We start from the raw sequence: 23,695 nt of genomic DNA, 5'->3' as shown, positions 1-23,695 counted from the left end.
TAAAACATATATGGAGAGGGGGAAACCTCTCTTCTTTTTTTATAAAAGAGGTGTAATGATCACATGAAAAAAATCATCTTTCTTTCCATCAGCAGTCTGCTTTGTTTTGTCCTGGCAGCTTACAATTACGGAATCTTTCCATCTCAAGCTTCTTCTCTACAAGAGAAATCTAAAGGAGAGCGTATTGAATCCAACCTGGAGAATGTAACACAAACACCTGATACAACTAAGAGCCCTTTAACAAAAGAGTTCACACTTTTAAAGTCCGAAGTAAAAAAGCTGACTGAAGCTCAAGCAAGAGAGTCTGCGGAAATGAGAGGCATTGTTCCAGTTCGCATTGAGATTCCCGCAATCAATGTTAAAGCACCTATTGAGCAGGTAGGTATTTTAGAAAACGGACAGATGGGTGTTCCAGAAGATACGAATAGTGTAGGGTGGTTTGAACCAGGTGCAAAACCTGGTGGAAGAGGTAGCTCAGTTTTGGCAGGACATGTGGATAGTAAAACGGGGCCAGCTATTTTCTTTGATCTCAAGAAATTAAAGCAGGGTGATGAGATCATTATTACCGATAAAAATGGGGCAGCACTTACGTTTGTGGTAAAAAAACAAAAAAGCTATCAGAGAAACTCAGCCCCTATCAATGAGATCTTCCAAACTACTAGTGGGCAGAATCTGAATCTAATTACTTGTTCTGGCGTTTTTGATCGAACAGAAGGAACACACGAAGAAAGACTTGTTGTATTTGCTGAATTAAAGAAAGAAAACGTTGAAAAACCTGTTACACCGCCTGAAGCTCCTGAAAATGTGGAGGTTAACGGAAGTTTTGTAACCTGGCATGCTGTTCGAAAGGATAACATCGTTGGTTATCGCATTTATAGAAGTGAACAAAAAGATGGGAAGTTCGAACAAGTTGGAAGCATCTCTGCTCATGAAAGAAAGAATTTCACAGATGAAAATGCAGAGAATTACTATTATTATGTTACATCCATTGATACTTTAGGAAAAGAATCGAAACCTTCTGCAATTGCTAAGGTAGAATAGCGCCACATTAAAAGTACTGCAAATTAAGCAGTGCTTTTTGTTTTAGGAAAAAGTGCAGTGGTTGTAACGTTCAAGAATTATTATCATTGACTCGTGTGATGAAGTGATGATATTATGTAAAAATTAAATCGTAATAATTACGATTTAAAATAATGTGTATGGAGGTTCTAGTGAAAGAGAGATTTCAATTATTACTATCTTTGAAAGTCACTGAGTATGAGATTAATGAACTTTCAAAGTTTGCCAAAGAATGTGATGAGTGTTATGAGCTATTAAAAGTAAAACTGGATAGTCTTCATCATTTTATGACAGATCCTACTAACCTGCACCGATGGCGAGAGTGGGGTGAAGATAAGGACATAGTGTCTTTATCTGAAAAGCTGCGGGAAGCTTCCGTACAAGCTCTTTGTGAGATGGAAAAATATCAGAGTTTGCGAACATGTAATCATCAATTGAATGCAAGTGAATACATAACTACACTTTCACAAACGGTGAAACAAGAATTAGATGAATTACATATTAACGAGAATTCAAAGGTGTTATTTATAGGTTCAGGAGCGTTTCCCATTTCTGCCCTCACTATCGCCAGTGAGAAAAATGCTGAAGTTCATTGTATAGACATTGATGAAGAAGCGGTCGAGATGGGAAGAAAAGTCTCTGAGATTACAGGCCTACAAGAAAATGTTAGATTCTCTAAAGCTATTCGAAACGACGTACACTTTGCCAAAAAGACTACTCATGTCTTAATCGCTTCTCTAGTCAGAAATAAACGGGAAGTACTGAATGAACTAAAGGATATATTACAGCCTCATACAAAAGTGATTCTTAGATACGGAAACGGTTTAAAATCAATTTTTAACTATCCGTTAGAAATGAACCTAACGAAAGACTGGGAACTGCAGAGCGTTAAACGAACAGACGGTATCTATGACACGATGGTCTTAGAGAAAATGAATGTATGATGTAATGAAGGAAGTGAGTGAAATTGTGAATGATATAAGGCCAAGTAACTTAGGGAATACCCTAATCGCAGGCGCTGGGCCAGCTGCTATACAGACAGCCGTACAACTATATTCAGGTTTTAGTGAAAGAATAGGGCTGTATAACCGTCCTGGTGTACATGCGCAACGTATAAAAAAGGAACTGATTCATAATAATTTTGAAGTTAGTCTGACTATTCAAGGTAAAGAAACGGAATTAACTGCAAAGATTGATTGTTTTTTTGATGACGTATCTCAATTATCTGATGAATGGGATACGGTTATTCTTGCAACTCCCTGTACGAGCTATGTAGACGTAATAGAGTCACTTCAGACTGCAGAGTTAAAGCGCGTAAGAACCATAGTTCTGCTAGCTCCAAACATCGGTTCAAACGATCTCGTGAAAAACTTGCTGTTACAAGAAACAATTGAAGTGATCAGTATGTCAACTTATTATGCTGCTACTAAATTTCATGCTGATTCTGCAGTCACTGCTCATACGAAAGCATTTAAAAAACGAATTTACTTAGGTTCTTCAAAAAGCAAAAGCCGTATGGTAAATACACTGCAAGAATTTTTAAAATCTATGGATATCGATGGGGAAATCGTCGGTCAACCTCTCGATGCAGAATGCAGAAATATAACAACATATGTGCATTCAGCTTTCTTCTTAAATAGATTTACTTTAGATGAAATATTCAGCCTTCATATGAATGGTAAGAAGTATATGTATAAGTTGTTTCCTGAAGGTCCTATCACACCACAAAGAATAAAAATAATGGTGCGGCTCTGGAAAGAAATTTCTACATTAATGAATGAATTAGGAGCAAAACCGATCAATTTATTGCCTTTTTTAAATGACGATAATTATCCAGTTCCAACAGAATGCATCCAAAGAGAGGACATTGATAATTTTTCAGAATATGAGGAAGTCAAACAGGAGTATCTGCTCTATATACGCTATGCTTCTATTCTCATCGACCCATTTTCAAAGCCTGATCATGAAGGAAGATATTTTGAATTCTCAGCAGTTCCCTTTATAAAAGCAGAAGAAGAAGATAAGGGAGTGTGGTCTATTCCTAGGATACCGTTTGAAGACTATCAAAAATTAATCGTGATCTATGGACTTGCAGAGAATTCAGGAATCCCAATGCCTGAGATGAAAAGACTCATCAAAAATTTCGAATCAGAGTGTAAGCAGATTGAAACCCTGTTAGGAATAAAAGAGTCATTAATTGAAGCCAGAAGAGAATCATCATTGCGAGAAGTAACAAACATCATGAAGGAAAGAAAGAGGCGATTACAATGAAGAACGGTGTTTGGCTCGCTATCCTATCTTCCTTTATTTTCAGTATTATGAACGCTCTCGTTAAGGCAGTAAGTTTAACGATCCCTTATTCAGAAAGTGTATTTTTTAGAAGTTTAATAGGAACCATCATCATTTTTATTATTATGAAAAAGAAAAAGGTCGCCTTTTCAAAAACCGGTGTACCGATGCTTATGGTTCGCGGAGTCTTTGGAGCGTTATATCTATTAGCCTATTTTTATACAATCGCAAAAATTCCGTTAGCAGATGCTAGTATTCTGGCTCATCTGTCTCCTATTTTTGCAGTAGTATTAGCAGGTTTGTTTTTAAAAGAAAAGGTGCCGAAAACTCTGTTCTACATTCTTCCTGTCGTGTTAGCAGGAGCATTCATGCTGATCAAACCACAGGAGTTCTCTTCCTATTCCATGTATGCCCTAATCGCTATAGGAAGTGCATTCTTTGCAGCGTGTGCAGCAACTTCTATCCGTTATCTAAGCAGCAGACATCATGCTTATGAGATCGTATTCTATTTTCTTGCTACAGCAACATTGGTTAGTATACCTTTAATGTGGAACCAATTTGTTATACCATCACCGTTAGAGCTGTTCTACCTGATCTGTATTGGAGTTGTTTCTTTGGTGGGACAGCTGTTTTTAACAAGTGCTTTCACGCATGAAAATGTCATTGTTGTAGAGGTGACCCGTTACATTGGGATCGTATTTAATGCCTTTTGGGGCTTTCTATTCTGGTCAGAGATTCCAGATGGTCAAACGATTCTAGGAGGTATGTTAATTATTGCTTCATGCATCTTCTTATCTCGTAGACGATCACTAGAAGCAAAGGTAGATAAACTAAGGTTAAATAAAGTAGCGATGAATACAAATGCTAAAAGGTAAGAGAAAACGCTCGGTTAAGAGCGTTTTCTTTTGTTAACTTGCCATCTTTTCTTGATTTGAGTTAAGTGATTTTCTTCTAAACACATACGTTGCACTTATCAATATATAAATGCCTAGAGTTACACTAGTGATCATAACCGAAGTTGTGAGTACAATTCCGATCAGTATTGCAAATAAAGATAGAATTGCAATCCAAGTAGTATAAGGAAACCATCTCACATAATAGCCGGAAAGCTGTTCATTCTTATTTCGTGACTTTAAATGTGCAAAGGCAATGATTAACCATATAAACAATACGGTGTAGCCAAGTGATCCCATAAGATAGTTAAAGGTCTTGCCGCCTGCAAAAATAGAAATCAGTACACCTGCATACAGGGAAGCTGTACACATTAAAATGGCGATAAAAGGAACTTTCTTAGATGAAAGTCGAGCAAAGATATGAGGGACACGACCGTCAACGGCTTGTGTATACAACACCCGCGATGAGCCATATAGCCCTGAGTTCATGGATGAGATGATAGCAAGCAGAATCACACCATTCATCACATGATCTGCACCAGGAATTCCAATCATCTGAAACACCATGACAAAAGGACTTACATTCACGCCGTTTACTTGGTCCCAAGGAATTAAGCCAACAATGATAAAGAATGGAAACAAGTAGAAGGCTATGATACGAGTTAATGTACTGCGAACAGCTTTTGGAACTACTTTTTCTGGATTCTTCGTTTCAGCTAAGGTTACCCCGATAATCTCCGTTCCACCATATGAATAGATAACGACTAACATAGCTGTCATAAGACCGGCTGAACCGTTCGGGAAAAATCCACCTTGATCGGTTAAGTTCGTGAAACTCGGTGCAACATGGTCGCCAAACGATACGAATAACAGCAAAAGTCCTGAAAGAATAAAAATGACGATCACACTGATCTTAATTAGTGCTAACCAATACTCCGTCTCAGCAAATATTTTAACAGATAACAAATTTACAATGGTGACGGCGATTGAAACCAAAAAGGCTAACATCCAAATAGGCGTATCTGGGAACCAGTACTGAAGGAAAATTGCTGCCACTACAGCTTCTGCCGCAATGTTTAACACCCACATCTTCCAATAGATCCAATCTAGAAAATAAGCGGGGAACAATCCTAAAACTGATTGGACAAGGTCGCGGAACGTTCGGGCGCCACTGTTTTGAACGGCCATTTCTGCTAAACCCTGCATTACAAATAATAAGATGATGCCACCGATTAAATAGGCTAAAACAACCGAAGGTCCTGCTGTATCAATAGCGGCACTGCTGCCTTTAAAAAGGCCGGCTCCTATACTGCCACCAAGAGCCATCATCATGATATGACGAGAAGTCATCGTTCGTTGTAAGTTCTCTGTGCTTTTTTTCATCTTCATAACCTCTCCTAAGTGATGTTAGATTCTATAAAACAAATAAAAAAAAGGCTTATCATCTCTAATCTCAGTTGTGAGAAAAGAGACGATAAGCCTTTGGCTGACCGCGGTACCACTCTTGTTGATTCGTCATAGAATCCTGCTTGTAGAACCTGTTAACGAAGGTTAGTCGTCAAAACATAGAGAACGCGTTCTTTTTGTCTTGCTGCTCCAGGGCGAGTTCAAAGTTTTCATAGACTGCGTTCCACCAACCCGCAGCTCTCTATACTACAAAATGACTTTTACTACTCCCGTTCGTTGCTTTTATCAAAATGATTATTCAGAATAATATGGATTACTATAAAGGCTGTATCTTGAGCTTGTCAACACATAAATTTTAAATGAAACAGCATAAGGCAGTATGGAAACGGTATCATTTATTCACTTTCTAAAGTTATTTCACGCTGTTCTTAACATGTCATGAGGTGAAAAATGATAGATAAAAAAAGGGTGCAGAAGGCTTTGAAATCCCCCCCGCACCGCAATTTACTTCTTTATTGCCAGCTTTTGAAAATAATATTTTCCTACATGGTTCACTTGCGCATTAAAATCATTTCTTCCGTTTTCTTTAAACGAAGGACCACAGCTAGAAGAAGTTACTTGAATAACGGAATACTTAATATCTTCACCGTTTCTGCCAGAAAAACCACCGTTCGATCCAAGACTGATACACTGGTCATTGATTTCTGTTCGTTTTCCGTTTTTATCAACATAATAATATTTATCATTTACAACCCCATAGATCATGTCCTTCGTTGAGGTGAATGAAACACCATACTGACTGATCTCCGTATCTTTTAGTACATCCAACGTTTTTTCTTTAACAGGAATAACCGTATAATCATCTTCTTTTTTTAACGGTGGTTCGTCAGGCATGTTATAGAACGTGAAGATAGAGCCCTCAAAACCTTCGGGAATCAAAAAGATATTGTTCGTAGTCTCTTGTTTATTAAAACCACAGCCTGCCAAGAACAGTATGGATATCGCGACAATCATATATTTTTTCAATTGCATTCACTCTTTCAATTCATTTTCTTTATTGTATCATTGTATCCAAAATTCCAATAACAACTAACAAGCTTTCCACAGAATTGTAACGAGTTAAACAAATTTTTCCAAAAAACATTCTTAATTATTCCTAGTTTTTGTATAATGAAAAAGATACATCAGAAAATGGGGGATATAAATAATGTCGACATTGTTCCAAAGCAACACAATAGTGAAAGGAACCGAATTGTTAGCACTCTTAACTTCCATAAATAACAAAGAAAAGACATGGGAAGATGTAAATCTAGAAGTTGTTCTAGACGCAATGGTCCTACATATTGGGTCACCAAATAGTGATTTACGAGAGATGGTTTACCGATCGTTTTATATGTCAATTATCCACGATCAGCTCGACTACGAGACATTAAAAAAACTTCTAGATTATAGTTTAAAGCACCTTTTATTTAAAGGAATCGGCGAAAGTGGGACAGATTCAGTTTTCACACGAGCTTTCACAACGATATTGATAGCTGTTATCATCAATAAAGATATCGATGTGGACTTTCTTCCAAAAGAAACACTTGCTGAAGTAAAAAATGAAATCATGAAGTACATAGAATTAGAGCAGGATGTTAGAGGTTATGTACCAGTGAAGGGTTGGGCACACAGCATTGCTCATGTGGCAGACACGTGCGAAGAACTGATTAAGAGTGAAAAAATGGATGAAGATGAATACTTTTCTATCATTGAAGTGCTTTTGAAAAAATATTGTACGACTCCGACTGGATTTTTGCATGGAGAAGATGATCGCGTTGTTATAGCTGTTCTTGCTATGCTCAAAAAAGAGGTAGGGTTAGAAGAATTAAAGCTATTTGTTGAAGGTATTCCCGGCCGTTTAAAAACTCAAAAAGAAGAATTGTCATCTGAAAAGTATTGGTTTGTTATGGCTAACTGTAAGTCTTTATTAAAAAGCCTCTTTATAGAGATTAGTGATGATCCGCTATGTGATTCACTACAACAAACAATTCGAACAAGCTTATCACAAATTTAAAGAAGCTAAAGGAGGCAGGCTTTTGGTTAAGAGCACTGAGCCTCCTTTTGTTATGCTAAATCGCCGTGCTCTGTCCCCCATTCATGCATCTGCTTTAAGATGGGCAGTAGAGTTGCGCCAAATGCAGTCAATGTATACTCTACTTTTGGTGGAACCGTGTTGTATGATTTACGATTAATAAAGCCTTCTTCTTCTAATTCCTTTAATTGCTGAGAAAGGACTTTATGTGTCACACCTGGCAGCAGACTTCTTAATTCGTTGTACCGCAATGTGCCATCCACAGCTAAGTGCCATAGAACAACCGTTTTCCATTTACCACCGATCTTTTGCAATGTATATTCAATCGAGCATTTTAATTTTCCGTCATCATGTGTTGAAATCTTCATGAGCATAACCGTCCTTTCTTACCTTAAGGATAGTATGTCACTTTAAAGTGCGTTCTTACATACGCGAAGTATGTCTGGGTATAATGATTCCTGTAAACAACAATAAAAGGAGGAATACAATTATGCCAATCTATCCAAGAACATTCTCTCATATTGGTTTATCCGTGCCAAATTTAGAAGAAGCCATAAAATTTTATACAGAGGTATTCGGGTGGTACGTTATTATGGAGCCTTCTGATGTTGAGAATGACGATACACCAATCGGACAAATGTGCCGTGATGTATTCGGTGATGACTGGGAAACTTTCCGAATTGCTCATCTAGCTACAGGTGACAAGATCGGAGTTGAACTGTTCGAGTTTCCTCATAACGAAAAGCCGGAAAACAATTTCGAGTACTGGAAGACAGGTTTGTTCCACTTTTGTATCCAAGACCCTGACATCGAAGGGATCGTTGAGAAAATTAAAGCGTATGGCGGCAAGCAGCGCATGCCGATTCGTGAGTATTATCCGAACGAAAAACCTTATAAAATGGTATATGTAGAAGATCCGTTCGGCAACATTTTTGAAATTTATACGCATAGTTATGAGCTTACCTATTCTCAAGGAGCTTATTAATATACAAGAGAACCGCTGACTATTTTTGTTCAGCGGTTTTTCATTGCACAGAAAATCAAAGAAAAGAAAAGACTACTAATTATTTTTTTACTTCTGTAAGCTTGATTTAATGAGATTACGTAATGGAGTGAAGAAAATGACAAAGAAATTTAAGGTAGATCTGCCTAAAATTCAGGGAGATTTAGAAGAGGCAAGATTTCGGGATGTATATTTGGAGGAAGATCCTTATCTTCACGACTGCTCGATAACGGGAGCTTTTTTAGAGAATGAAGAAATAGACAAACTGATTCTATCCAAAGTGAAATTTAATAATGTGACATTAATCCACTCCAGTTTTTATAAAGTGGACATGACCGATGTTGTATTTGAAAACTGTGATCTTTCCAACACAAATTTTAAAGAAGGTATCCTTTATCGCGTTCATTTTAAAGAATGTAAGCTGATGGGTGTTGACTTCGAAAAAGCGAATCTTAGAAATGTGATGTTTGAAAACTGTATGTTAGACATGAGTGAGTTTGTAGAAACAGATCTTAAGCCCGTTTTGTTCGATCAATCATCGCTCAAGCAGGCAAACTTTTATGAAACAAAGCTAAATGCAGTAAAATTTGAATCGTGTAATATTGAGGGAATTGACTTTACAGAAACATCCTTAAACGGGATCGATATTAGTACATGTAAATTCAATACTATTCATGTAGACCTCACAAGTTTAAAAGGATGTACCGTATCACGAGAGCAAGCAATCGTGTTTTCTACATTGTTAGGATTACAAGTAAAAGAAGATTAAATAATACACTTAACTACAAATTGGATAATTATGTTAATATTAGTGTAGGCACTATTTCATGACTTCATAGATTTAAATCATTTTCCATTAGGAGAGATGAAATGAAGGAGAACCTTACATTAGCTTGGATTGCTGCGTTATTTGCTCTTGTAGGACAGTTGTTGTTCTTTATAATCATCGCGATTTATACCGGTGAATGGCGCTTCGTGATGTGGAGTTTCATCGTGAGTATGAGCGTTGGGATTCCTAGTATGATCCACGTTTGGCAGGCACAAAAACGTACGAATCTAAACAAAAATTAATAAAGCTCATTTCCCATCTAAAGGGAAATGAGTTTTTTCGTTTTATTCTCTTTAACAAATGAAAAAGAAGGTACAATCCTCCTTTAAGCGGAATATGAAAAGAAGATGATAATAGGGAGCTGGTTTTTAATGAGTGGGATTTGAAGCTTTAAGGAATTTTTATCAGAAGAGGGATGAAGAACTGCCGTTTCAACGAAATAAAATAATGAGAACCATAGAACAAGACCTAGTGGCAGATAAAAATGTTATAGCGGTTTTTTATGGCGGGTCGATCGGAAAAGAAAGCACAGATCTATATTCAGATATTGATCTTCGTGTTGTCGTGCGAGACGCAGTTTTTGAGAAGTTTCGAGAGAATAAAAAGAAAAGAGCGGCCAATTGGGGAAAAGTTCTTTTCAATGAAGATTTTCCTTGGACAAACTATTCTATCGCTCATTATGACTCGTTTATTAAAGTGGATACTTTCTATTACAAGAAGAAAGATCTTCAGCCTTCTATATGGATGCAGCATTTAAAAATAGTTTACGACCCTGAAGGTCATGTAAACTCCATAAGGCAACAATCACTTCAGCTATCTTATTTACCATCAAAAGAAGAAGTAGAAATCTGGCGTACTAAATTCTTCGCATACGTTCATGAGTTCTATAGACGAATCATGCGAAGTGAACTTTCATACGCAAAACAATGCTTAGAAAATGTGATCTATTCTATGGTGTCTGGATGGTATATGAACGCAGGTCTGCAGCCGAATACATTTGGTGATTGGTCGAAGGTTGAAGGAATGAGGAGTACACTAGCTGAATGGCAGCGCATGCTCCTATCTGAATGGCGCTACAAATCTAACGAAGAAGACATGTTACGAGTCTTAAAAAACATCTTACCTGAATTTCAAATATTACATAAAGAGTTATGTGAAGTTGTCGAAATTACGTATGACCAGAATTGGGAAGAAGATATCTTCAAAAAGGTTCTATTCAATTGTTAACCGTGGATGAGGTGATGAGTATATGGAGTATGGAGCATCAGGGCTGGCATTAATGGGGTTATTTACATTTTTAGTACCAATAGCTGTAGGAATCTTTGTCTTGGTCATGCTATATCAAATAAATCAATCGCTAAAAAGAATAGCGGATCGACTAGATGAGAAATAATCATGAAACAAAAGATAGCTGTCACTTTGTTGACAGCTATCTTTATTTATATCGCTTTTCTATGATTATCCTCTAAAGAAGTATGTTTTTTGAATTTAGGTATCTTTAAGTAGACGACCAAGCGTACAAGATATTCAATGGGACCGATGGGCAGATGCTTTAAATAAATGGAACTAAGGAATGCTTGAGCTCCAAAGATGATAACACCTACTACTGTAGCCAGAATTACACCAAGATCACCAAACCATCCTAAACCATAGCCGTAAAAAAGAAATGTACAAATCATCGATTGCATTAAATAATTTGTTAATGATAGTTTTCCCATACTTTCAAAACCACTTAAAAAACCTTTGAACTTCTGATGGTTGTACAGGTAAACGAACAGACTGATATAACCGATCGCAAGCATACTTCCTCCGATCATACTCATATCTAAACGATAATCCCACTGCTTGCTGAGTAGAGGGGTAGCTTTTAGTACGAGTCCCATTGGGATAAGCAAACCACTTAGGATTGTAAACTGTTTGATCTTAGAAGACGTGTTTTGCAGCCATTTCCGATGTGCTGCATACATACCAATCAGAAACATCGGGCTAAGAACAAAAGGAGTTAATAATAACATGAAGGCGGCTTCACCACCACTCATATCAAGCATTTCGTCATCAAGACTGTGTGCTCTTATTTCTGAGTACGTTCCTGATTCATAGATTTCTTGTGTTTGTTTCATGTATAAATCTATCTTGTCAGCACGAATCATTTTGATTTCTTCTGCCTCAAACAGGGAGCCAATGAAGAGAAGAGAGAATAGTAGAGTAGCCCAAATCAATAGTGTTTTTGGTTTGCGATTTACCATGACCAAAAGCAGAAGACCCATAAGCCCATATACAAAAAGAATATCTCCTTCCCATAAATACGTACTATGCAAGATCCCAAGAGTCATCAGTAAAGCAAATCTTCTGAACAGATGCCACTTTACACGTTTGTTTCTTTCCTTTAATTTGTTGCGCATTAGAATAAGTGAGTACCCAAAAATGAACATGAAAATCGGAAGAAATGCGCCCTCAATCACAACTTTTGTAAAGTAATAAGCATACGTATCAACGGTCGATAACTTGTAATATTGAATTTCGTCCTTTCCAAAGATCCCAAACTGAAAAATGAGTAGATTTGCCAAAAGAATTCCTAATAAGCTAAATCCCCTGATACCATCGATGATGTTAATTCTCTGTTTAACCATAATTTTAACAATCCCCTTTATCTACATAATTACCAATACCTAACAAATACGTCGACGACATAACTATAACAGCGTATTTTGTAAAATTCAACAAATATTTATTGTTTTACAATAAAAAAATAATGATTATTGAGATTTTCTCCTTCTTTTGTGGTATGTTGAATTTATGAAATTATAGATGAGGAGCAGAAAGATGAAGTGGAAAATTTTTTATAAATATGGAGCGAAATTATGCTCAGTTCTTTTTTATGTGATTGGTTGTCTTAGTATCTTTAATTTGGTGTATCACTTGTCCTATCTAATAAGTCCAACAGGAGAATTAGCAAAGTCTTTCGGTACTTTTGAGCCTGTTTACAGCAACTTAACGTTAGTTTTTGATCAGCAACCTTTACTTTACAAGGATGAAGAATTCATCATCCTTTCACTCGCTGCCTCAATCATTATGTTTGTGTTCGCATTAATTTTCCTACGACTCATGAGGAAATTGTTACAGAATTTACATCAAGAAAGTTTATTTATGATGGAGAACGTTAAGGTTTTATTCAAGATGGGTATCACCATTCTTGTACTTGGGTCAGCTTTTACCTTTATGGACGAGCTTTTAATGACAAAAGCACTCAAGGAAATTGATGTAACGAACGCTTCTGTAACATATACAGGATTAGCTTATGTTGATACGTTTTTTACAGGGATTTTCGTAATGATTCTAGCCTCTGCACTAAAGGTTGCCGTAGAGGCAGTAGAAGAAAATAAACACACAATCTAAAGGTGGAGTAGGGATTGCAATGATTAGAATAAAATTAGATGTTATGATGGCACAGCGAAAAATGTCATTGAACCGATTGTCTGAACTGGTTGATATCACCCCTGCTAATCTTTCTGTACTTAAAAATGAAAAAGGAAAAGCGATTCGTTTTTCAACACTTGATGCATTGTGTAAAGTACTAGAATGTCAGCCAGGGGATCTCATCGAATATATTGAAGACTAGAATAGAGGGAGAGAGGATTTTTACATGAAAAAAGTAGCTGTTTGCTGGAGTGGCGGGAAAGATAGCTGCTTAGCATTATACCGTTTGCTTCAAGAAAAACATGAAGTTGTTTGTTTACTATCCATGGTTTCTGAAGAGGATGCACGGAATCATGCCCATGGTATTCCACTAGATATCTTACAATTACAAGCTGATGCAATCGGTCTTCCGTTAATTATGGTGAATTCCGCTGGGGAGTATGAAGTTTCTTTAATCGCGTCTTTAACTTCTATAAAAGAACAGTTTGGGATAGATGCCATCGCATTCGGCAGTTTGTATATGGAGGAAGATCGGAAATGGAATGAACAGGTTGCGGAAAAAGCAGGTCTAGATGCTCTTTTTCCAGTCTGGATCTTAGAAGAACAAGCCTCTAAACTATTGGAAGAATTTATTTCATTAGGTTTTCAGTCGATTGTTTGCCGAGCTTCAGCAGATGCCTTAGATTCTTCTTGGACAGGTCGCGTGTTGAATACAAGTTTTTGTGAGGATATTGGAGTAACAAGTTCTTGTCCAATGGGTGAACATGGAGAATATCATACATTTGTTGTAGACGGACCGATCTTCGGAAAAAGGCTTGAGATTGTTCACTCAGATGTTATCTTAAATTCAGGGTTATGGTCCCTCGACATACATTCATGCAGGTTCATAGATAAGGATACGGAGGCTGTTATGAAATGAACATTCACTTTAGAAAGATGTTAAAACCAGAAGAAAACGTAGTGGAAGCTTTAAATCGTTGGGAGAACGACACGAAGCTGGTTCCTTTAACTCGACCGAATAAAGACAAAGTAGAGCTTGAAAGTAAACGTATCATCACGATGGAAGACTTGTATCAACGTTTAGAGTTTCACGAGATTTATTTGATTTTTGTAGATGATCAGTTAGTAGGTGAGATGAACTATATGGTCGATCCTCCTCACCTTTTTAAGAGAATGGATGGAACGGCATGGTTAGGTATTACGATAGGTGAATCGGTTGGAAGAGGTAAAGGAATTGGTTACCAAGCGCTATCATACTTAGAAAATGAAATGAAAAGAAATGGTTTGAAACGAATCGAGCTTGGGGTGTTTGAATTTAATGCCAATGCACAACAACTTTACCAAAAACTAGGATACTCAGAAATTGGTAGAGTCGAGGCATTCACGTATTATCAAGATCGAATGTGGGCGGACATTCGAATGGAGAAGATGTTGAAATAATAATAATCACCCAAAACTGTCCAATAGGGCAGCTTTTTTAGTTTAAAGGGATTTTTTGGATTTTTATTGAATTGAGATAGCAATAGAAATAGAAATAGGTTGGTTATCTGAAAGATCTGGATTAAATAAGAATAGTATGGAGCTGTTGTGATGAATATAAAACAAGAAAAACCACAAGTAATGGTAGTAGGTACATTTCACATGAGGTATACGCCGGATCTTCAACGAATGGAGTTTGATGATCTGCTAGCTGAATCAAGACAACTAGAAATTCAAAAAGTAGTGGAACAATTAAAGAAATTTAAGCCAACAAAGGTTGCGCTAGAGGTAGTAAAGAGTGAAGAAAATAAACTGAATCAAGAATTTAATCAATATAAAGAGGGTCAACTGAATCTTGCAATTGATGAAGTTCAACAGCTTGGGTTCCGAATAGCTTCAGATCTTCAACATGAAAAAGTATATGCTGTGGATTGGATGGAATCGGTAGGGAATAGAGGATTGGGTGAGGTTTTTGAGTGGGCTGAAAAGAATCAACCGGAGTTCATTCGTTATATAAATGAAAACTATCGTTCAAATCATGAACTTTCAATAGGGAAGAAGAGTGTATATGATATCATCAGATCACAAAATCATGAGTCATTTATCGAGAAACAGCATGAGATGTATATGGCGATAGCACGAATTGGTTCTAATGAAGAATATATTGGCATCGATTGGATCAGATGGTGGTATCAACGAAATCTAATTCTTTATTACAATTTAGCTCAGATTACATCGATATCAGATCGTACCTTATTAATTATCGGTGCGGCTCATGTACACCTAGTTACTCAATTTTTAAAGGAGAGTAACTCGTTTAGTGTTGTAAATCCTTTAGATTATCTTACATAATGATGTGTATAATCACCTTTTATTTTTTTTCTCAATCCATGAAATCGTTAAGAATACGATAAGAGAAGCTACTATAATGAAGGCTGCGGTGTTAGAAATATAATTAAAATCTAATTCATGAACTATTTTGGATTCTTCACCATAATAGTTTAGAAATTCCATTGTTTGGTTCTCATAGTCTAATAGAAAATAAGAAAAAACACTTCCTATAACTACCCCAAGAATTAGTGAGAGCAATGTTTTACTCATAGAACTTAGCACTCCCATTCAGATGTTTTTTAACGAGTAATTTATGTATTATTGTACCATTATATTCCATTAAGGAGGAGCTTATGAATTCAGGTGCCGTGTTCGGGATCGTATTGACTTTAAGTCTTTTTGTGTTTAACTATTTTCCTTATACTCTGAGGGAAAAGTACAGAGTACCTTATTGGGTTTCAGGTATCATCATTTGTTTGTTAGGACCATTGGATACAAATAAGGAGTTAGGAATTATGAAAGTCCACATTTTAACTATTTTATTGGGATTACTGTTCGGTCTCATTGTGGGAAGTTCTTATGATCAACAAGGCATTTGCATAATGTTAGGTGGCATTCTCGGCGTGTTTATTTCCATATGCTTACAACTGTATCGTATTCAGAGATATTTATCAAAAAGATGTATTAATCATCCAGAATAAATTTAGGAGTACAAAAAAATCATGGAAAACATTTTACAAGAAGTAAGTAATCGTATAAAAAGAGTAAAGCATCCATGGATAATAGGAATCTCTGGACACGGAGCTGCAGGAAAAACGACATTTGCTTCTAAACTTATACATATGATTGGGCAGGGAAAACTAAATTCTATTAACACAGATCCTTATATCATCAGTTCTGAGCTAAGAAAACGTACAATAATAGATTACATGTATCAAAATAAAAACCATCAATATAAAATGACAGCCTGTCATCCACTTGCTCATCATACTTGGTCTTTAGAGAGAGACATAAAAATGATAAAAGATGGGCTAGATCTATATACGATTGGGACTCATTTAACAGAGAGTATGTTGGTTTCCTCAAAAAAGCAGATAACAATAGTTGAGGGAATGAGTGTAGCATTTTGTGATCCTGCACTGTTTGATCTTAAGATCTATCTATATACAGATGTTGATACTGAGTTAAGCAGGAGAGGGGTTCGTGATGTTTCGGATCGAGGGACAAACATTGATTTTTTATTACGTTCACACGAGGAACGAAGAATTCAATATGAAGTATTCATGCATCCCAAACATCAGCACTTTGATTATGTTGTAAAGAATTCAAATGAAGAGTATGTGCTGGAAAAAGGGTTATGGCCAAACATAAGTTGAAAACACTGCAAATATCGCAGTGTTTTATTTATTGTTATCATTCGAAATATATTGGTCTGATATAGTGAATTCCTCGTCGATAAGAATATAAGGATGTGTTTTCAATAAGCTTGTCTGAAGATGTTCTGGCATCCTTTCACCTTCATATGCACAAATGAGTGGGAATGCGAGTTCATTTACCGCACCATCCACGATTCTCTCAAGATCCTCGATTAGATGAAGGGGATCTTCCATCGTGCCCCATTCCACATGTGCCCAAGAGCGAAAAGATTGGTTATTATCTACATATGATTTAACCGTTTTAAAAAAGTAATCAATAATTGCAGGCGGATGATAACTGCCGCTTGAATAGTAAAAATCGAAGTTGTTTACATGATGTACAAGATTCATTTGTTCTTGTGTTAAACGAGTGGTGAGCTCTTTATGAACCATTCGATAGATTCGTTCGTTTTCAATAACCACAACGTACTCTCCTAAAGAGGCACCTTCTCGTATATAATTAACAATTTGTTCCGTGTAATTTTTCATTCCATTGTAAGAATAAAGCACATGAACACTTCTTCTTTGTTTAAATAACTCGTTCATATTCATATTCAAATTATCACAACTCTCGGGTATGTATTTCTCCTAGTGTACTAGTTTTAAAGGATTAAAGCTAAGGGAATTATTGTATAAGCTAAAATTATTTGAAATTACGTTCAGATGGCGGTTTTATCACTTTATTTTTGGGCTACTATAAAGAGATGTAGCGATAGAACAATCATTTATATTGACGAATGCAGTATGTTGACCAAAATCATAATATGGATTGAAAAGGAATTGATTATATGAGAGCTGTTCAAGTGACTGGTTATGGAGATGTTAACAAATTAGAAGTTGTTGAAATAGACATTCCAGAGCCAGGAGATAATGAAGTATTGATACAGGTTAAGGCTTGTGGGATCAATAATACTGAAATTTGGATGAGAGAAGGAGCATATGGGAAGGATTCCAAATCTGGTTGGCGTCCAGAAGGGGTTCAATTTCCGAGAATTCCAGGCTCTGATATTACAGGTACAGTTGTGAAAACAGGAAAACAAGTTGCGACTTCTATGATAGGAAAGGATGTAGTTCTATTCCCTTTTACATCAACTGGAGAAGAGGGCTTCGAACATATTTCTGATGATATGTCTTTTATAGGTTCAGAATATGACGGAGGATATGCAGAATACGTAGTGTGGCCAGCTGAGCTGTGTTTTGATATGCCTTTAAAAAGTTTTACAGAAAGCGCAGTTTTCTCAGTGAGCGGTTTAACCGCATGGCACATGGTTGAACAGATACAAATCCAACCGAATGAGACGATTCTTGTAACAGGTGCCAACGGTGGTGTAGGCTCACTGAATGTACAGATTGCAGCCAAAGTTTTTGGTGCTAAAGTAATTGCAGTGGTAGGTGACCTAACGTTAGAGGGAAAACTAAAAGAACTCGGGGCAACTCATGTCTTGTCATATAAATCGAAGGACCTTGCAAATGAGATTCAACAAATAAACGGAGGCCCCATTGACTCTGTGTTAGATGTTGTCGGAGACGCGTTGTTTTCTATTTGTCTCCAAGCATTAAAGAATGGAGGCAAATTCTGTATTTCAGGATCTGCCGGTGGACAGAAAACAGAACTTGATTTTAGAACCTTATATTTAAAGCACATAACACTTTATGGTTCTGTCTTAGGAACAAGGACTGAATTTGTTCGAATGCTTCAAGCGATTTCCAAAGGCAAAATCGTGCCAGTTATAGATCGAGCGTTTCCTCTCCAAGAGGCGAGAGAAGCCCAAACGTACTTTAAAAAAGCTGGTAAGCTAGGGAAGATCGTATTAATTCCTTAGTTCATATTTCACACCAGAAGTGAAGAATGGGCTGCCCAAATTAAGTGTTCTTAATTTTAGGCAGCCTTTGTCATTTAACTGGTTATTTTTACTTGATCCTCTATAGCATGATCTTCAATCTGCAAACAGGTACGTAGTAAGTAATATATTCCTGGAACGGCAATAATCACTCCAATAAGAAGGTAAGTCATGCGCGTACTCATTCCTAAGAAACTGGAAGAAGCAAATAAAATTCCGAGTGGCATGGTTATACGGAGAAAAAGTAACCTTACCGCGCTTAATTGTGTTAAGCGTTCTCTAGGGGCTTTCTGTTGAAATAGAGCAGAGCTTTGCGCATTGAACATTGGGAATAAGATTCCTCCTAAGAGCTCGCATCCCCATGCAATATAAATGGTAGGTGAAAAGTATAACGCGATGAATGACAATCCACCGCCTAAAAGACCAACGTACATGGTTTTGTTGTTCTTAGGTAACGTTGTAAGAAGTAGCATGCCAAGCGCATATCCGATCGGAAACATTCCCGCAAAAATTGCATATTCCCAGGCTTCTCCGGATAATTCTCTTCTTATAAAAGGCACGTTTAATACCAAAGTAGCTCCCACTGCAAATTGTACTGTAGATGATAATAGAGTAAGTCTTAATAGCTGTGGAAATTGAATGAAAGTTTGATACCCAGCTTTTGTTTCTTGCCACCAGAACTTTTTTGACCATGTCGGCACTTTTATGGTGCTTACTAGAGGAATTTGAGAAAGAGAAATTGAGCTGAGTAAGAACATAAGACTGGATAACCCATAGATGATGTATAGAGGACTGACTAAAAGAAGTAAGGATGTAACGCCTGGTGCGATAAAACTCATGAGGCGTATGGTACCGTCGAGTAAGCTGTTGGCTGAAACTAATTCTTTTTCTTCACAAAGGTCGGGTAGTAAGGAGAACGAAAGACTAGCGTAGATCGGCTGCAAAAGTCCCAACACACATTGCAATACAACTAATCCAACTATCGTACCAATTTCTGAACCACTTATGTACCCGATCAGAGGAAGGATATATGCAAATGAGCGTATGATTTGAATATTTTTAAGCATTCGTTCTTTGATAACGTGATTTAGGAACGGAGCACTAATCCCTTGCAGAATTAAGGAAGGAAGAAAATAAATAAGCCAAAGTGCTCCCATCCACTCTTTGGAACCTGTTATCTCAAACAGAAGAAGGCCGTTTATGATGCCACCGGCAGCGCCTCCAAATTCGGAAATGATCTCGCCGATCCAGAGGGCTTTAAATGGTCTAGATAATGAGTTATTCTTCATTTGTGTCTTCTCCCAAATAGTGATGAATTTGATTGGAGAATGAACGGATTTGGTGTGTGTTAGCTGAATAAATACCTTTTTCAGCCTTAACAAATTTAGCAGCTTTTAAAAGTGATAGCTGGTGATGCAGGGTGGTTTTTGATACGTTGAACTGTGTGGTTAATTCTTGAAGAGAGAGTGGTCCTCTTATTAGTTGATACAATAACTTTAATCGCAGATCGTCACCTAGTGCCTTATGCCCCCGGACAAGCTCGCTTGGTGGAGAACCTGGCTCTAAAAATGCTTCATCACTCAATGGATAAAAGATGAGCTTTGTATCTGATGTTTTTTGTTCGAGTATCCATGGTCTATAAGAGACATGTGGAATGAGTTTTATGTTCCAAACAGAAGGTTCTGGAACATATTTTGCTCCTCTTGTAATACGTTCAATTTCCTCTGATGGTTTTTGGTTATCAAGACGACCATGTTGTTTCTTTTCAAATGAGAGAGCTTGCATCCATTTTTCCCAATCCGTATTTTGACTCTGCCAGTTATACCATTCCGAAAGTGTATCAGTTAGCAAGGAGTGCAGTTCATCACGGCTTACATCCCCAAGTGTTCGTACATATCCCTCTAAATAGTCGTGTTCTTTAAATAGAGATGCGTATTGATCAAAGGCATCAGACTGTTCATAACTTTTTGCGGCCTCACTTCTGTGCGACTCACATGAACGATTCTTGTAAGGTAAAAGCGTTTCATAAAAAACGTCAGATGGTAATTCAGAGACTTTTATTGACAATTCTCCAATTGAAGAAGCTGAAACCTTGTTTTGCAGCATGATCATTCCATACCACAAATTGGTCTGCTCAATTTTATCTAAATTGTTCTCCAAGGTAACAGACATTAAGGGCTTTCGATTCGTCCACTGTTCATCTTGCTCAAACGTGTATCGCATCTTCGCATATGTATAACCTGCAATTCCTAAAGCTAGCTCCCATAACGGTGAACTCTCGATTAATAAAGTAACAGTTTCCTGAGAGTGAGGAGAATGTATATTTATCATAGATACCTCCAAAAAGTAATGAATTCTAGTTTTATTCTAATTCATTGAAACTTAAAATTCAATATATTTAGAATTAATAATTCGAAAAGAGTTGAACTATTTTTTAAAAACATTAATAACCTCTATTTTCCGTACCTATGTGCTAAAATTAGGAAAAAAAGGGGTCAGAGGTTATGTTCGTTTATAAAATTGACGAGGAGCTATCTCTTCGTATGTTTAATGAAAAAGATGCTGAAGAGTTCTTCCAACTAACGATGCAATCGAAAGAGTATCTAAAGGAATGGTTAGGCTGGTTAGATTATACGAATGAAGAAGAAGATTCTCTTGCTTTCATAAAAGCGACCTTAAAAGGGGTAATTGAAACAGGGGGCTATCCGAAGACAACAGCAATTATTTATAAAGGAAGCATTGCTGGAATTATCGGGTTTAACGAAATTAATAGGTTACATAAGATCGGAGTTATGGGATATTGGCTCGGTCAACAGTTTCAAGGAAAAGGAATTATGATGAGAGCGTGTAAAGCTTATATAAAATATGGCTTCCATGAACTCGATCTTAATCGAATTGAAATACGAGTAGCTGAAGAAAATAAAAAAAGCCGTGCGATTCCTGAGAAACTAGGATTTCAAGAAGAGGGCAAGATTCGCCAAGCAGAATGGCTTTATGATCATTATGTTGATCATGTGATATATGGTCTATTGGTTGAAGAATGGAAACAAAATAACTAGAATGTTTAAGAAAAGCAGACACGAGAAGGTTTTTACAGACCTTTTTGCTGTCGGCTTTTTTTGCTATTAGTTTGTCTATTACGTAATTGTTACTTGAAAGTGCCTATCGTACTTTAAAGTGCGTACTTTAAATTTTGGTTAAAGAGCGTATGATTGCAATCATAAAGGACATTTTTTATAGGAGGGCACGACCAACAATGAATCCATTTAAAAATCATCATTCTTACAATCGAATGTATAAAGAGGGTGAATTAACACTTGGGTTACACATCCCTCTTGAAAATTATAGATTTGCTACGCCAACGATGGAACACCAAGTTGAACTGTCGCAGTTAGCTGAACAGTTAGGTTTTACAAGTTTATGGTTTCGTGATGTTCTAATGGAAGATCCGAATTTTGGAGATCCAGCGGTAGGACAGATTTACGATATGATGATCTATATGACATATTTGGCCAGTCAGACGAAGGAGATCGCATTAGGAACAGCAGCAGCTGTACTACCGTTAAGGCATCCGTTGCGTGTTGCAAAAGAGATCGCAACGTTGGATCAATTGTTTCCAGAACGCGTATTACTCGGTGTATCTTCAGGTGATAGACGTGCTGATTTTTCTGCATTAGGCGTAGCGCATGAAACACGAGGGGAAGCGTTTGTGGAGGCATTTCAATATCTTAACGAGGTTCTATACACGGAGTATCCAGAAATCCGTTCATCCCGGGGAAACGTGCATGGAGCTAATCTTGTACCTAAGCCAACAAAACGAATTCCGACATTTATTACAGGCTATGCGCAACAGGAAATGGAGTGGTTTGCAGAGCATGGAGATGGGTGGATGTACTATCCTCGCAGTCCAAAATATCAAGAAGTAACAATTAAAAGGTGGAGAGAGTTAGTTGAACGTTATCATCCTGGTACGTTCAAACCATTCACTCAGCCGATGCACCTTGATCTAGCAGAAGATCCTAACGAAGCACCCCAACCGATTCGTTTAGGATTTAGAATAGGCCGCAATCCATTGATTGAGCTGTTGCAAGTGTATAAAGAATCTGGAGTAAATCACTTGTTCTTTGCACTCTTTGATAGTGAAAGACCAGCGAAGGAAGTTATTCAAGAACTAGGTGAAGAAGTGATACCGCATTTTCCAGCTTTGAAACTTTAAACCGGTAACAAAAAAGCCAAGCTAGCTGCTAGACGCAGTAGCTTGGCTTTTCTTTAATATAAAACCTCTGAAAGAAACTTTTCTAAAGTATCAACATTCGAAATTCTTTTATTGCACTCATGACTGTCCGTACAAATGTAATTTCCGATCGCTTTATAATAATCGGAGGAAGCGTTTGCTGGTTTAGATTTTGTAATCGCTGAGAATAATGCGACATCTGTAATACCGTTACACAGAAAACAGATACCCTTGTTTGATGGTGTGTATCTACCTTGCACGCCAACTAGCTTATCGTCTAAGTGATACACGATGAACATTTTATTCGTACCAATATCAACCCAGCCAAGATAACTGACCTTTTGAAAATCAATCGCATTCAAATCAGGTACTTTCAGCTTCTTAACTTTCGGAAACAATTTCATGATCTGCTTATTAGTAGTGGTAGAAAATTCCTCAAGAAATGGTTCTAAGGAATATAAGTATTTCTGAAACTCTTCTGATTTCCGTAAAGGTTCTAACCCCGCTATTAAATCTTTTTGCGATTCATCCAGCTCAGAAAAGGATTCGAAAATTTTTGATTGAGCGCTGTGTTGAACAGCTTCAATTACTTTTGGATCAGCACCGTTATTACATGCACGCTGTAGTTGTAAAACCTGTTTTTTTATGAGGTTGTACTGATGATTTCTAATGAATGGTTTACTCATTTTGTTCAGCTCCTTATTTTTTGTGAAAAAGAAAACAAGGTGCAAAGCCATCATTAGAAACGAAGTCATACGCTCGGGCGACTGGCGTTACCGATGTCTGCCCATACAAAGAATCGCCCCTAATAGTAGGCTTTGCATGAGCTGCTTATGATTCCGGCAAAATGATTTGCCATTTTTACCGACCTCCATTCACCAATAGTATAAAAAGAGTACGGCATTTGTGCAAACATAATAAGGC

Annotated in this window: 29 protein-coding genes and 1 other annotated feature; of the genes, 20 read left to right on the top strand and 9 right to left on the bottom strand. The window is 37.1% G+C overall.

What is annotated here, in order from left to right:
* Positions 1–63: 63 nt before the first annotated feature.
* The 4 genes from H9648_RS05415 to H9648_RS05400 all read left to right on the top strand — a co-directional run bounded on the left by H9648_RS05415 (position 64) and on the right by H9648_RS05400 (position 4,223).
* The gene (locus H9648_RS05415) at positions 64–1,041 is read left to right on the top strand and encodes a class F sortase (RefSeq protein ID WP_191752881.1); all 978 of its coding nucleotides are present in this window, start codon (positions 64–66) and stop codon (positions 1,039–1,041) included.
* 170 nt (positions 1,042–1,211) lie between these two features.
* Positions 1,212–2,003 (top strand): nicotianamine synthase family protein, encoded by a 792-nt coding sequence (locus H9648_RS05410; RefSeq protein ID WP_191752880.1) that lies wholly within the window; start codon positions 1,212–1,214, stop codon positions 2,001–2,003.
* A complete protein-coding gene (locus H9648_RS05405; protein WP_191752879.1) occupies positions 1,996–3,330 on the top strand; it encodes an opine metallophore biosynthesis dehydrogenase in 1,335 nt (444 codons plus the stop codon). Before H9648_RS05410 ends, H9648_RS05405 begins: the two co-directional genes overlap by 8 nt.
* Positions 3,327–4,223, top strand: a complete 897-nt coding sequence (locus H9648_RS05400) for a DMT family transporter (RefSeq protein ID WP_191752878.1) — start codon at positions 3,327–3,329, stop codon at positions 4,221–4,223. The genes H9648_RS05405 and H9648_RS05400 overlap by 4 nt, the downstream gene beginning before the upstream one ends.
* A 33-nt stretch (positions 4,224–4,256) precedes the next feature.
* On the opposite strand, the gene H9648_RS05395 is transcribed toward H9648_RS05400, so the two are convergent.
* Positions 4,257–5,624 carry an amino acid permease gene (locus H9648_RS05395; RefSeq protein ID WP_191752877.1) on the bottom strand — a complete coding sequence of 456 codons (1,368 nt, stop codon included), beginning with the start codon at positions 5,622–5,624 and terminating at the stop codon, positions 4,257–4,259.
* 81 nt (positions 5,625–5,705) lie between these two features.
* Positions 5,706–5,934 (bottom strand) — a binding site (T-box leader).
* Positions 5,935–6,152: 218 nt separating this feature from the next.
* Positions 6,153–6,674 carry a DUF6843 domain-containing protein gene (locus H9648_RS05390; protein ID WP_191752876.1) on the bottom strand — a complete coding sequence of 174 codons (522 nt, stop codon included), beginning with the start codon at positions 6,672–6,674 and terminating at the stop codon, positions 6,153–6,155.
* A gap of 181 nt (positions 6,675–6,855) precedes the next feature.
* Here H9648_RS05390 and H9648_RS05385 point away from each other — a divergent pair, with 181 nt between their 5' ends.
* Positions 6,856–7,704 (top strand): DUF2785 domain-containing protein, encoded by an 849-nt coding sequence (locus H9648_RS05385; RefSeq protein ID WP_191752875.1) that lies wholly within the window; start codon positions 6,856–6,858, stop codon positions 7,702–7,704.
* 50 nt (positions 7,705–7,754) lie between these two features.
* Here H9648_RS05385 and H9648_RS05380 read toward each other — a convergent pair whose 3' ends face one another.
* Complete coding sequence (locus H9648_RS05380) at positions 7,755–8,090, bottom strand: winged helix-turn-helix transcriptional regulator (RefSeq protein ID WP_191752874.1); 336 nt, start codon at positions 8,088–8,090, stop codon at positions 7,755–7,757.
* Positions 8,091–8,212: 122 nt separating this feature from the next.
* On the opposite strand from H9648_RS05380, the gene H9648_RS05375 reads away from it, so the two are divergent.
* From H9648_RS05375 to H9648_RS05355, 5 genes are all read left to right on the top strand, one after another.
* A complete protein-coding gene (locus H9648_RS05375; protein ID WP_144701762.1) occupies positions 8,213–8,707 on the top strand; it encodes a lactoylglutathione lyase family protein in 495 nt (164 codons plus the stop codon).
* 136 nt (positions 8,708–8,843) lie between these two features.
* Positions 8,844–9,494 (top strand): pentapeptide repeat-containing protein, encoded by a 651-nt coding sequence (locus tag H9648_RS05370; protein ID WP_191752873.1) that lies wholly within the window; start codon positions 8,844–8,846, stop codon positions 9,492–9,494.
* 101 nt (positions 9,495–9,595) lie between these two features.
* On the top strand, positions 9,596–9,796 hold the full coding sequence (locus H9648_RS05365) for a hypothetical protein (RefSeq protein ID WP_191752872.1): 201 nt from the start codon (positions 9,596–9,598) through the stop codon (positions 9,794–9,796).
* A 133-nt stretch (positions 9,797–9,929) separates the two neighbouring features.
* Positions 9,930–10,781, top strand: a complete 852-nt coding sequence (locus tag H9648_RS05360; RefSeq protein WP_318243487.1) for an aminoglycoside 6-adenylyltransferase — start codon at positions 9,930–9,932, stop codon at positions 10,779–10,781.
* 22 nt (positions 10,782–10,803) lie between these two features.
* Complete coding sequence (locus H9648_RS05355; RefSeq protein WP_191752871.1) at positions 10,804–10,947, top strand: hypothetical protein; 144 nt, start codon at positions 10,804–10,806, stop codon at positions 10,945–10,947.
* 46 nt (positions 10,948–10,993) lie between these two features.
* On the opposite strand, the gene H9648_RS05350 is transcribed toward H9648_RS05355, so the two are convergent.
* Positions 10,994–12,184: a DUF418 domain-containing protein gene (locus H9648_RS05350; RefSeq protein ID WP_191752870.1), complete on the bottom strand. Its 1,191-nt coding sequence runs from the start codon at positions 12,182–12,184 to the stop codon at positions 10,994–10,996.
* A 193-nt stretch (positions 12,185–12,377) separates the two neighbouring features.
* Here H9648_RS05350 and H9648_RS05345 point away from each other — a divergent pair, with 193 nt between their 5' ends.
* The 5 genes from H9648_RS05345 to H9648_RS05325 all read left to right on the top strand — a co-directional run bounded on the left by H9648_RS05345 (position 12,378) and on the right by H9648_RS05325 (position 15,302).
* Positions 12,378–12,950, top strand: coding sequence for a DUF2975 domain-containing protein (locus H9648_RS05345; protein ID WP_191752869.1), 573 nt, complete (start codon positions 12,378–12,380; stop codon positions 12,948–12,950).
* Between the two features lie 19 nt (positions 12,951–12,969).
* Positions 12,970–13,173 carry a helix-turn-helix domain-containing protein gene (locus H9648_RS05340; RefSeq protein ID WP_066392329.1) on the top strand — a complete coding sequence of 68 codons (204 nt, stop codon included), beginning with the start codon at positions 12,970–12,972 and terminating at the stop codon, positions 13,171–13,173.
* Between the two features lie 24 nt (positions 13,174–13,197).
* The gene (locus tag H9648_RS05335) at positions 13,198–13,890 is read left to right on the top strand and encodes a Dph6-related ATP pyrophosphatase (protein WP_191752868.1); all 693 of its coding nucleotides are present in this window, start codon (positions 13,198–13,200) and stop codon (positions 13,888–13,890) included.
* Positions 13,887–14,411, top strand: a complete 525-nt coding sequence (locus tag H9648_RS05330; protein WP_191752867.1) for a GNAT family N-acetyltransferase — start codon at positions 13,887–13,889, stop codon at positions 14,409–14,411. The genes H9648_RS05335 and H9648_RS05330 overlap by 4 nt, the downstream gene beginning before the upstream one ends.
* A gap of 150 nt (positions 14,412–14,561) precedes the next feature.
* Entirely contained in the window at positions 14,562–15,302 is a 741-nt protein-coding gene (locus tag H9648_RS05325; RefSeq protein ID WP_225218747.1) for a DUF5694 domain-containing protein, read from the top strand.
* A gap of 12 nt (positions 15,303–15,314) precedes the next feature.
* On the opposite strand, the gene H9648_RS05320 is transcribed toward H9648_RS05325, so the two are convergent.
* A complete protein-coding gene (locus H9648_RS05320) occupies positions 15,315–15,551 on the bottom strand; it encodes a hypothetical protein (RefSeq protein ID WP_191752865.1) in 237 nt (78 codons plus the stop codon).
* Positions 15,552–15,634: 83 nt separating this feature from the next.
* On the opposite strand from H9648_RS05320, the gene H9648_RS05315 reads away from it, so the two are divergent.
* A complete protein-coding gene (locus tag H9648_RS05315; RefSeq protein ID WP_191752864.1) occupies positions 15,635–15,982 on the top strand; it encodes a hypothetical protein in 348 nt (115 codons plus the stop codon).
* Positions 15,983–16,003: 21 nt separating this feature from the next.
* Positions 16,004–16,657 carry a uridine kinase family protein gene (locus H9648_RS05310; protein WP_191752863.1) on the top strand — a complete coding sequence of 218 codons (654 nt, stop codon included), beginning with the start codon at positions 16,004–16,006 and terminating at the stop codon, positions 16,655–16,657.
* 24 nt (positions 16,658–16,681) lie between these two features.
* Here the strand turns inward: H9648_RS05310 and H9648_RS05305 are convergent, their stop codons facing one another.
* Positions 16,682–17,242, bottom strand: coding sequence for an MEDS domain-containing protein (locus H9648_RS05305; protein WP_225218775.1), 561 nt, complete (start codon positions 17,240–17,242; stop codon positions 16,682–16,684).
* Positions 17,243–17,484: 242 nt separating this feature from the next.
* Here H9648_RS05305 and H9648_RS05300 point away from each other — a divergent pair, with 242 nt between their 5' ends.
* Positions 17,485–18,519, top strand: a complete 1,035-nt coding sequence (locus tag H9648_RS05300) for a zinc-binding dehydrogenase (protein ID WP_191752861.1) — start codon at positions 17,485–17,487, stop codon at positions 18,517–18,519.
* A gap of 74 nt (positions 18,520–18,593) precedes the next feature.
* Here the strand turns inward: H9648_RS05300 and H9648_RS05295 are convergent, their stop codons facing one another.
* Together H9648_RS05295 and H9648_RS05290 are read right to left on the bottom strand one after the other, a co-directional pair.
* Complete coding sequence (locus H9648_RS05295) at positions 18,594–19,826, bottom strand: MFS transporter (protein ID WP_191752860.1); 1,233 nt, start codon at positions 19,824–19,826, stop codon at positions 18,594–18,596.
* Positions 19,816–20,868 (bottom strand): ArsR/SmtB family transcription factor, encoded by a 1,053-nt coding sequence (locus H9648_RS05290; RefSeq protein WP_191752859.1) that lies wholly within the window; start codon positions 20,866–20,868, stop codon positions 19,816–19,818. The genes H9648_RS05295 and H9648_RS05290 overlap by 11 nt, the downstream gene beginning before the upstream one ends.
* A gap of 173 nt (positions 20,869–21,041) precedes the next feature.
* Here H9648_RS05290 and H9648_RS05285 point away from each other — a divergent pair, with 173 nt between their 5' ends.
* Both H9648_RS05285 and H9648_RS05280 read left to right on the top strand, forming a co-directional pair.
* Complete coding sequence (locus tag H9648_RS05285) at positions 21,042–21,596, top strand: GNAT family N-acetyltransferase (protein WP_191752858.1); 555 nt, start codon at positions 21,042–21,044, stop codon at positions 21,594–21,596.
* A 197-nt stretch (positions 21,597–21,793) separates the two neighbouring features.
* Entirely contained in the window at positions 21,794–22,753 is a 960-nt protein-coding gene (locus H9648_RS05280; protein ID WP_191752857.1) for an LLM class oxidoreductase, read from the top strand.
* Between the two features lie 53 nt (positions 22,754–22,806).
* On the opposite strand, the gene H9648_RS05275 is transcribed toward H9648_RS05280, so the two are convergent.
* On the bottom strand, positions 22,807–23,457 hold the full coding sequence (locus tag H9648_RS05275) for a FusB/FusC family EF-G-binding protein (protein WP_191752856.1): 651 nt from the start codon (positions 23,455–23,457) through the stop codon (positions 22,807–22,809).
* Between the last annotated feature and the right edge of the window lie 238 nt (positions 23,458–23,695).

The sequence above is a fragment of the Fictibacillus norfolkensis genome, from assembly GCF_014836645.1.
GTDB lineage: Bacteria > Bacillota > Bacilli > Bacillales > Fictibacillaceae > Fictibacillus > Fictibacillus norfolkensis.
Note: the sequence above shows the minus strand (reverse complement) of the source record. Positions and strands in the feature narration are given on the sequence as shown.

What these genes read in the sequence shown, in the direction of transcription:
- H9648_RS05300 (WP_191752861.1), top strand. Translation starts at nt 17,485, where the DNA reads ATGAGAGCTGTTCAAGTGACTGGTTATGGAGATGTTAACAAATTAGAA.
- H9648_RS05280 (WP_191752857.1), top strand. Translation starts at nt 21,794, where the DNA reads ATGAATCCATTTAAAAATCATCATTCTTACAATCGAATGTATAAAGAG.
- H9648_RS05325 (WP_225218747.1), top strand. Translation starts at nt 14,562, where the DNA reads ATGAATATAAAACAAGAAAAACCACAAGTAATGGTAGTAGGTACATTT.
- H9648_RS05335 (WP_191752868.1), top strand. Translation starts at nt 13,198, where the DNA reads ATGAAAAAAGTAGCTGTTTGCTGGAGTGGCGGGAAAGATAGCTGCTTA.
- H9648_RS05415 (WP_191752881.1), top strand. Translation starts at nt 64, where the DNA reads ATGAAAAAAATCATCTTTCTTTCCATCAGCAGTCTGCTTTGTTTTGTC.
- H9648_RS05340 (WP_066392329.1), top strand. Translation starts at nt 12,970, where the DNA reads ATGATTAGAATAAAATTAGATGTTATGATGGCACAGCGAAAAATGTCA.
- H9648_RS05405 (WP_191752879.1), top strand. Translation starts at nt 1,996, where the DNA reads ATGTATGATGTAATGAAGGAAGTGAGTGAAATTGTGAATGATATAAGG.
- H9648_RS05285 (WP_191752858.1), top strand. Translation starts at nt 21,042, where the DNA reads ATGTTCGTTTATAAAATTGACGAGGAGCTATCTCTTCGTATGTTTAAT.
- H9648_RS05370 (WP_191752873.1), top strand. Translation starts at nt 8,844, where the DNA reads ATGACAAAGAAATTTAAGGTAGATCTGCCTAAAATTCAGGGAGATTTA.
- H9648_RS05295 (WP_191752860.1), bottom strand. Translation starts at nt 19,826, where the DNA reads ATGAAGAATAACTCATTATCTAGACCATTTAAAGCCCTCTGGATCGGC.
- H9648_RS05365 (WP_191752872.1), top strand. Translation starts at nt 9,596, where the DNA reads ATGAAGGAGAACCTTACATTAGCTTGGATTGCTGCGTTATTTGCTCTT.
- H9648_RS05320 (WP_191752865.1), bottom strand. Translation starts at nt 15,551, where the DNA reads ATGAGTAAAACATTGCTCTCACTAATTCTTGGGGTAGTTATAGGAAGT.
- H9648_RS05305 (WP_225218775.1), bottom strand. Translation starts at nt 17,242, where the DNA reads ATGAACGAGTTATTTAAACAAAGAAGAAGTGTTCATGTGCTTTATTCT.
- H9648_RS05355 (WP_191752871.1), top strand. Translation starts at nt 10,804, where the DNA reads ATGGAGTATGGAGCATCAGGGCTGGCATTAATGGGGTTATTTACATTT.
- H9648_RS05375 (WP_144701762.1), top strand. Translation starts at nt 8,213, where the DNA reads ATGCCAATCTATCCAAGAACATTCTCTCATATTGGTTTATCCGTGCCA.
- H9648_RS05290 (WP_191752859.1), bottom strand. Translation starts at nt 20,868, where the DNA reads ATGATAAATATACATTCTCCTCACTCTCAGGAAACTGTTACTTTATTA.
- H9648_RS05345 (WP_191752869.1), top strand. Translation starts at nt 12,378, where the DNA reads ATGAAGTGGAAAATTTTTTATAAATATGGAGCGAAATTATGCTCAGTT.
- H9648_RS05400 (WP_191752878.1), top strand. Translation starts at nt 3,327, where the DNA reads ATGAAGAACGGTGTTTGGCTCGCTATCCTATCTTCCTTTATTTTCAGT.
- H9648_RS05315 (WP_191752864.1), top strand. Translation starts at nt 15,635, where the DNA reads ATGAATTCAGGTGCCGTGTTCGGGATCGTATTGACTTTAAGTCTTTTT.
- H9648_RS05310 (WP_191752863.1), top strand. Translation starts at nt 16,004, where the DNA reads ATGGAAAACATTTTACAAGAAGTAAGTAATCGTATAAAAAGAGTAAAG.
- H9648_RS05385 (WP_191752875.1), top strand. Translation starts at nt 6,856, where the DNA reads ATGTCGACATTGTTCCAAAGCAACACAATAGTGAAAGGAACCGAATTG.
- H9648_RS05395 (WP_191752877.1), bottom strand. Translation starts at nt 5,624, where the DNA reads ATGAAAAAAAGCACAGAGAACTTACAACGAACGATGACTTCTCGTCAT.
- H9648_RS05275 (WP_191752856.1), bottom strand. Translation starts at nt 23,457, where the DNA reads ATGAGTAAACCATTCATTAGAAATCATCAGTACAACCTCATAAAAAAA.
- H9648_RS05330 (WP_191752867.1), top strand. Translation starts at nt 13,887, where the DNA reads ATGAACATTCACTTTAGAAAGATGTTAAAACCAGAAGAAAACGTAGTG.
- H9648_RS05350 (WP_191752870.1), bottom strand. Translation starts at nt 12,184, where the DNA reads ATGGTTAAACAGAGAATTAACATCATCGATGGTATCAGGGGATTTAGC.
- H9648_RS05380 (WP_191752874.1), bottom strand. Translation starts at nt 8,090, where the DNA reads ATGAAGATTTCAACACATGATGACGGAAAATTAAAATGCTCGATTGAA.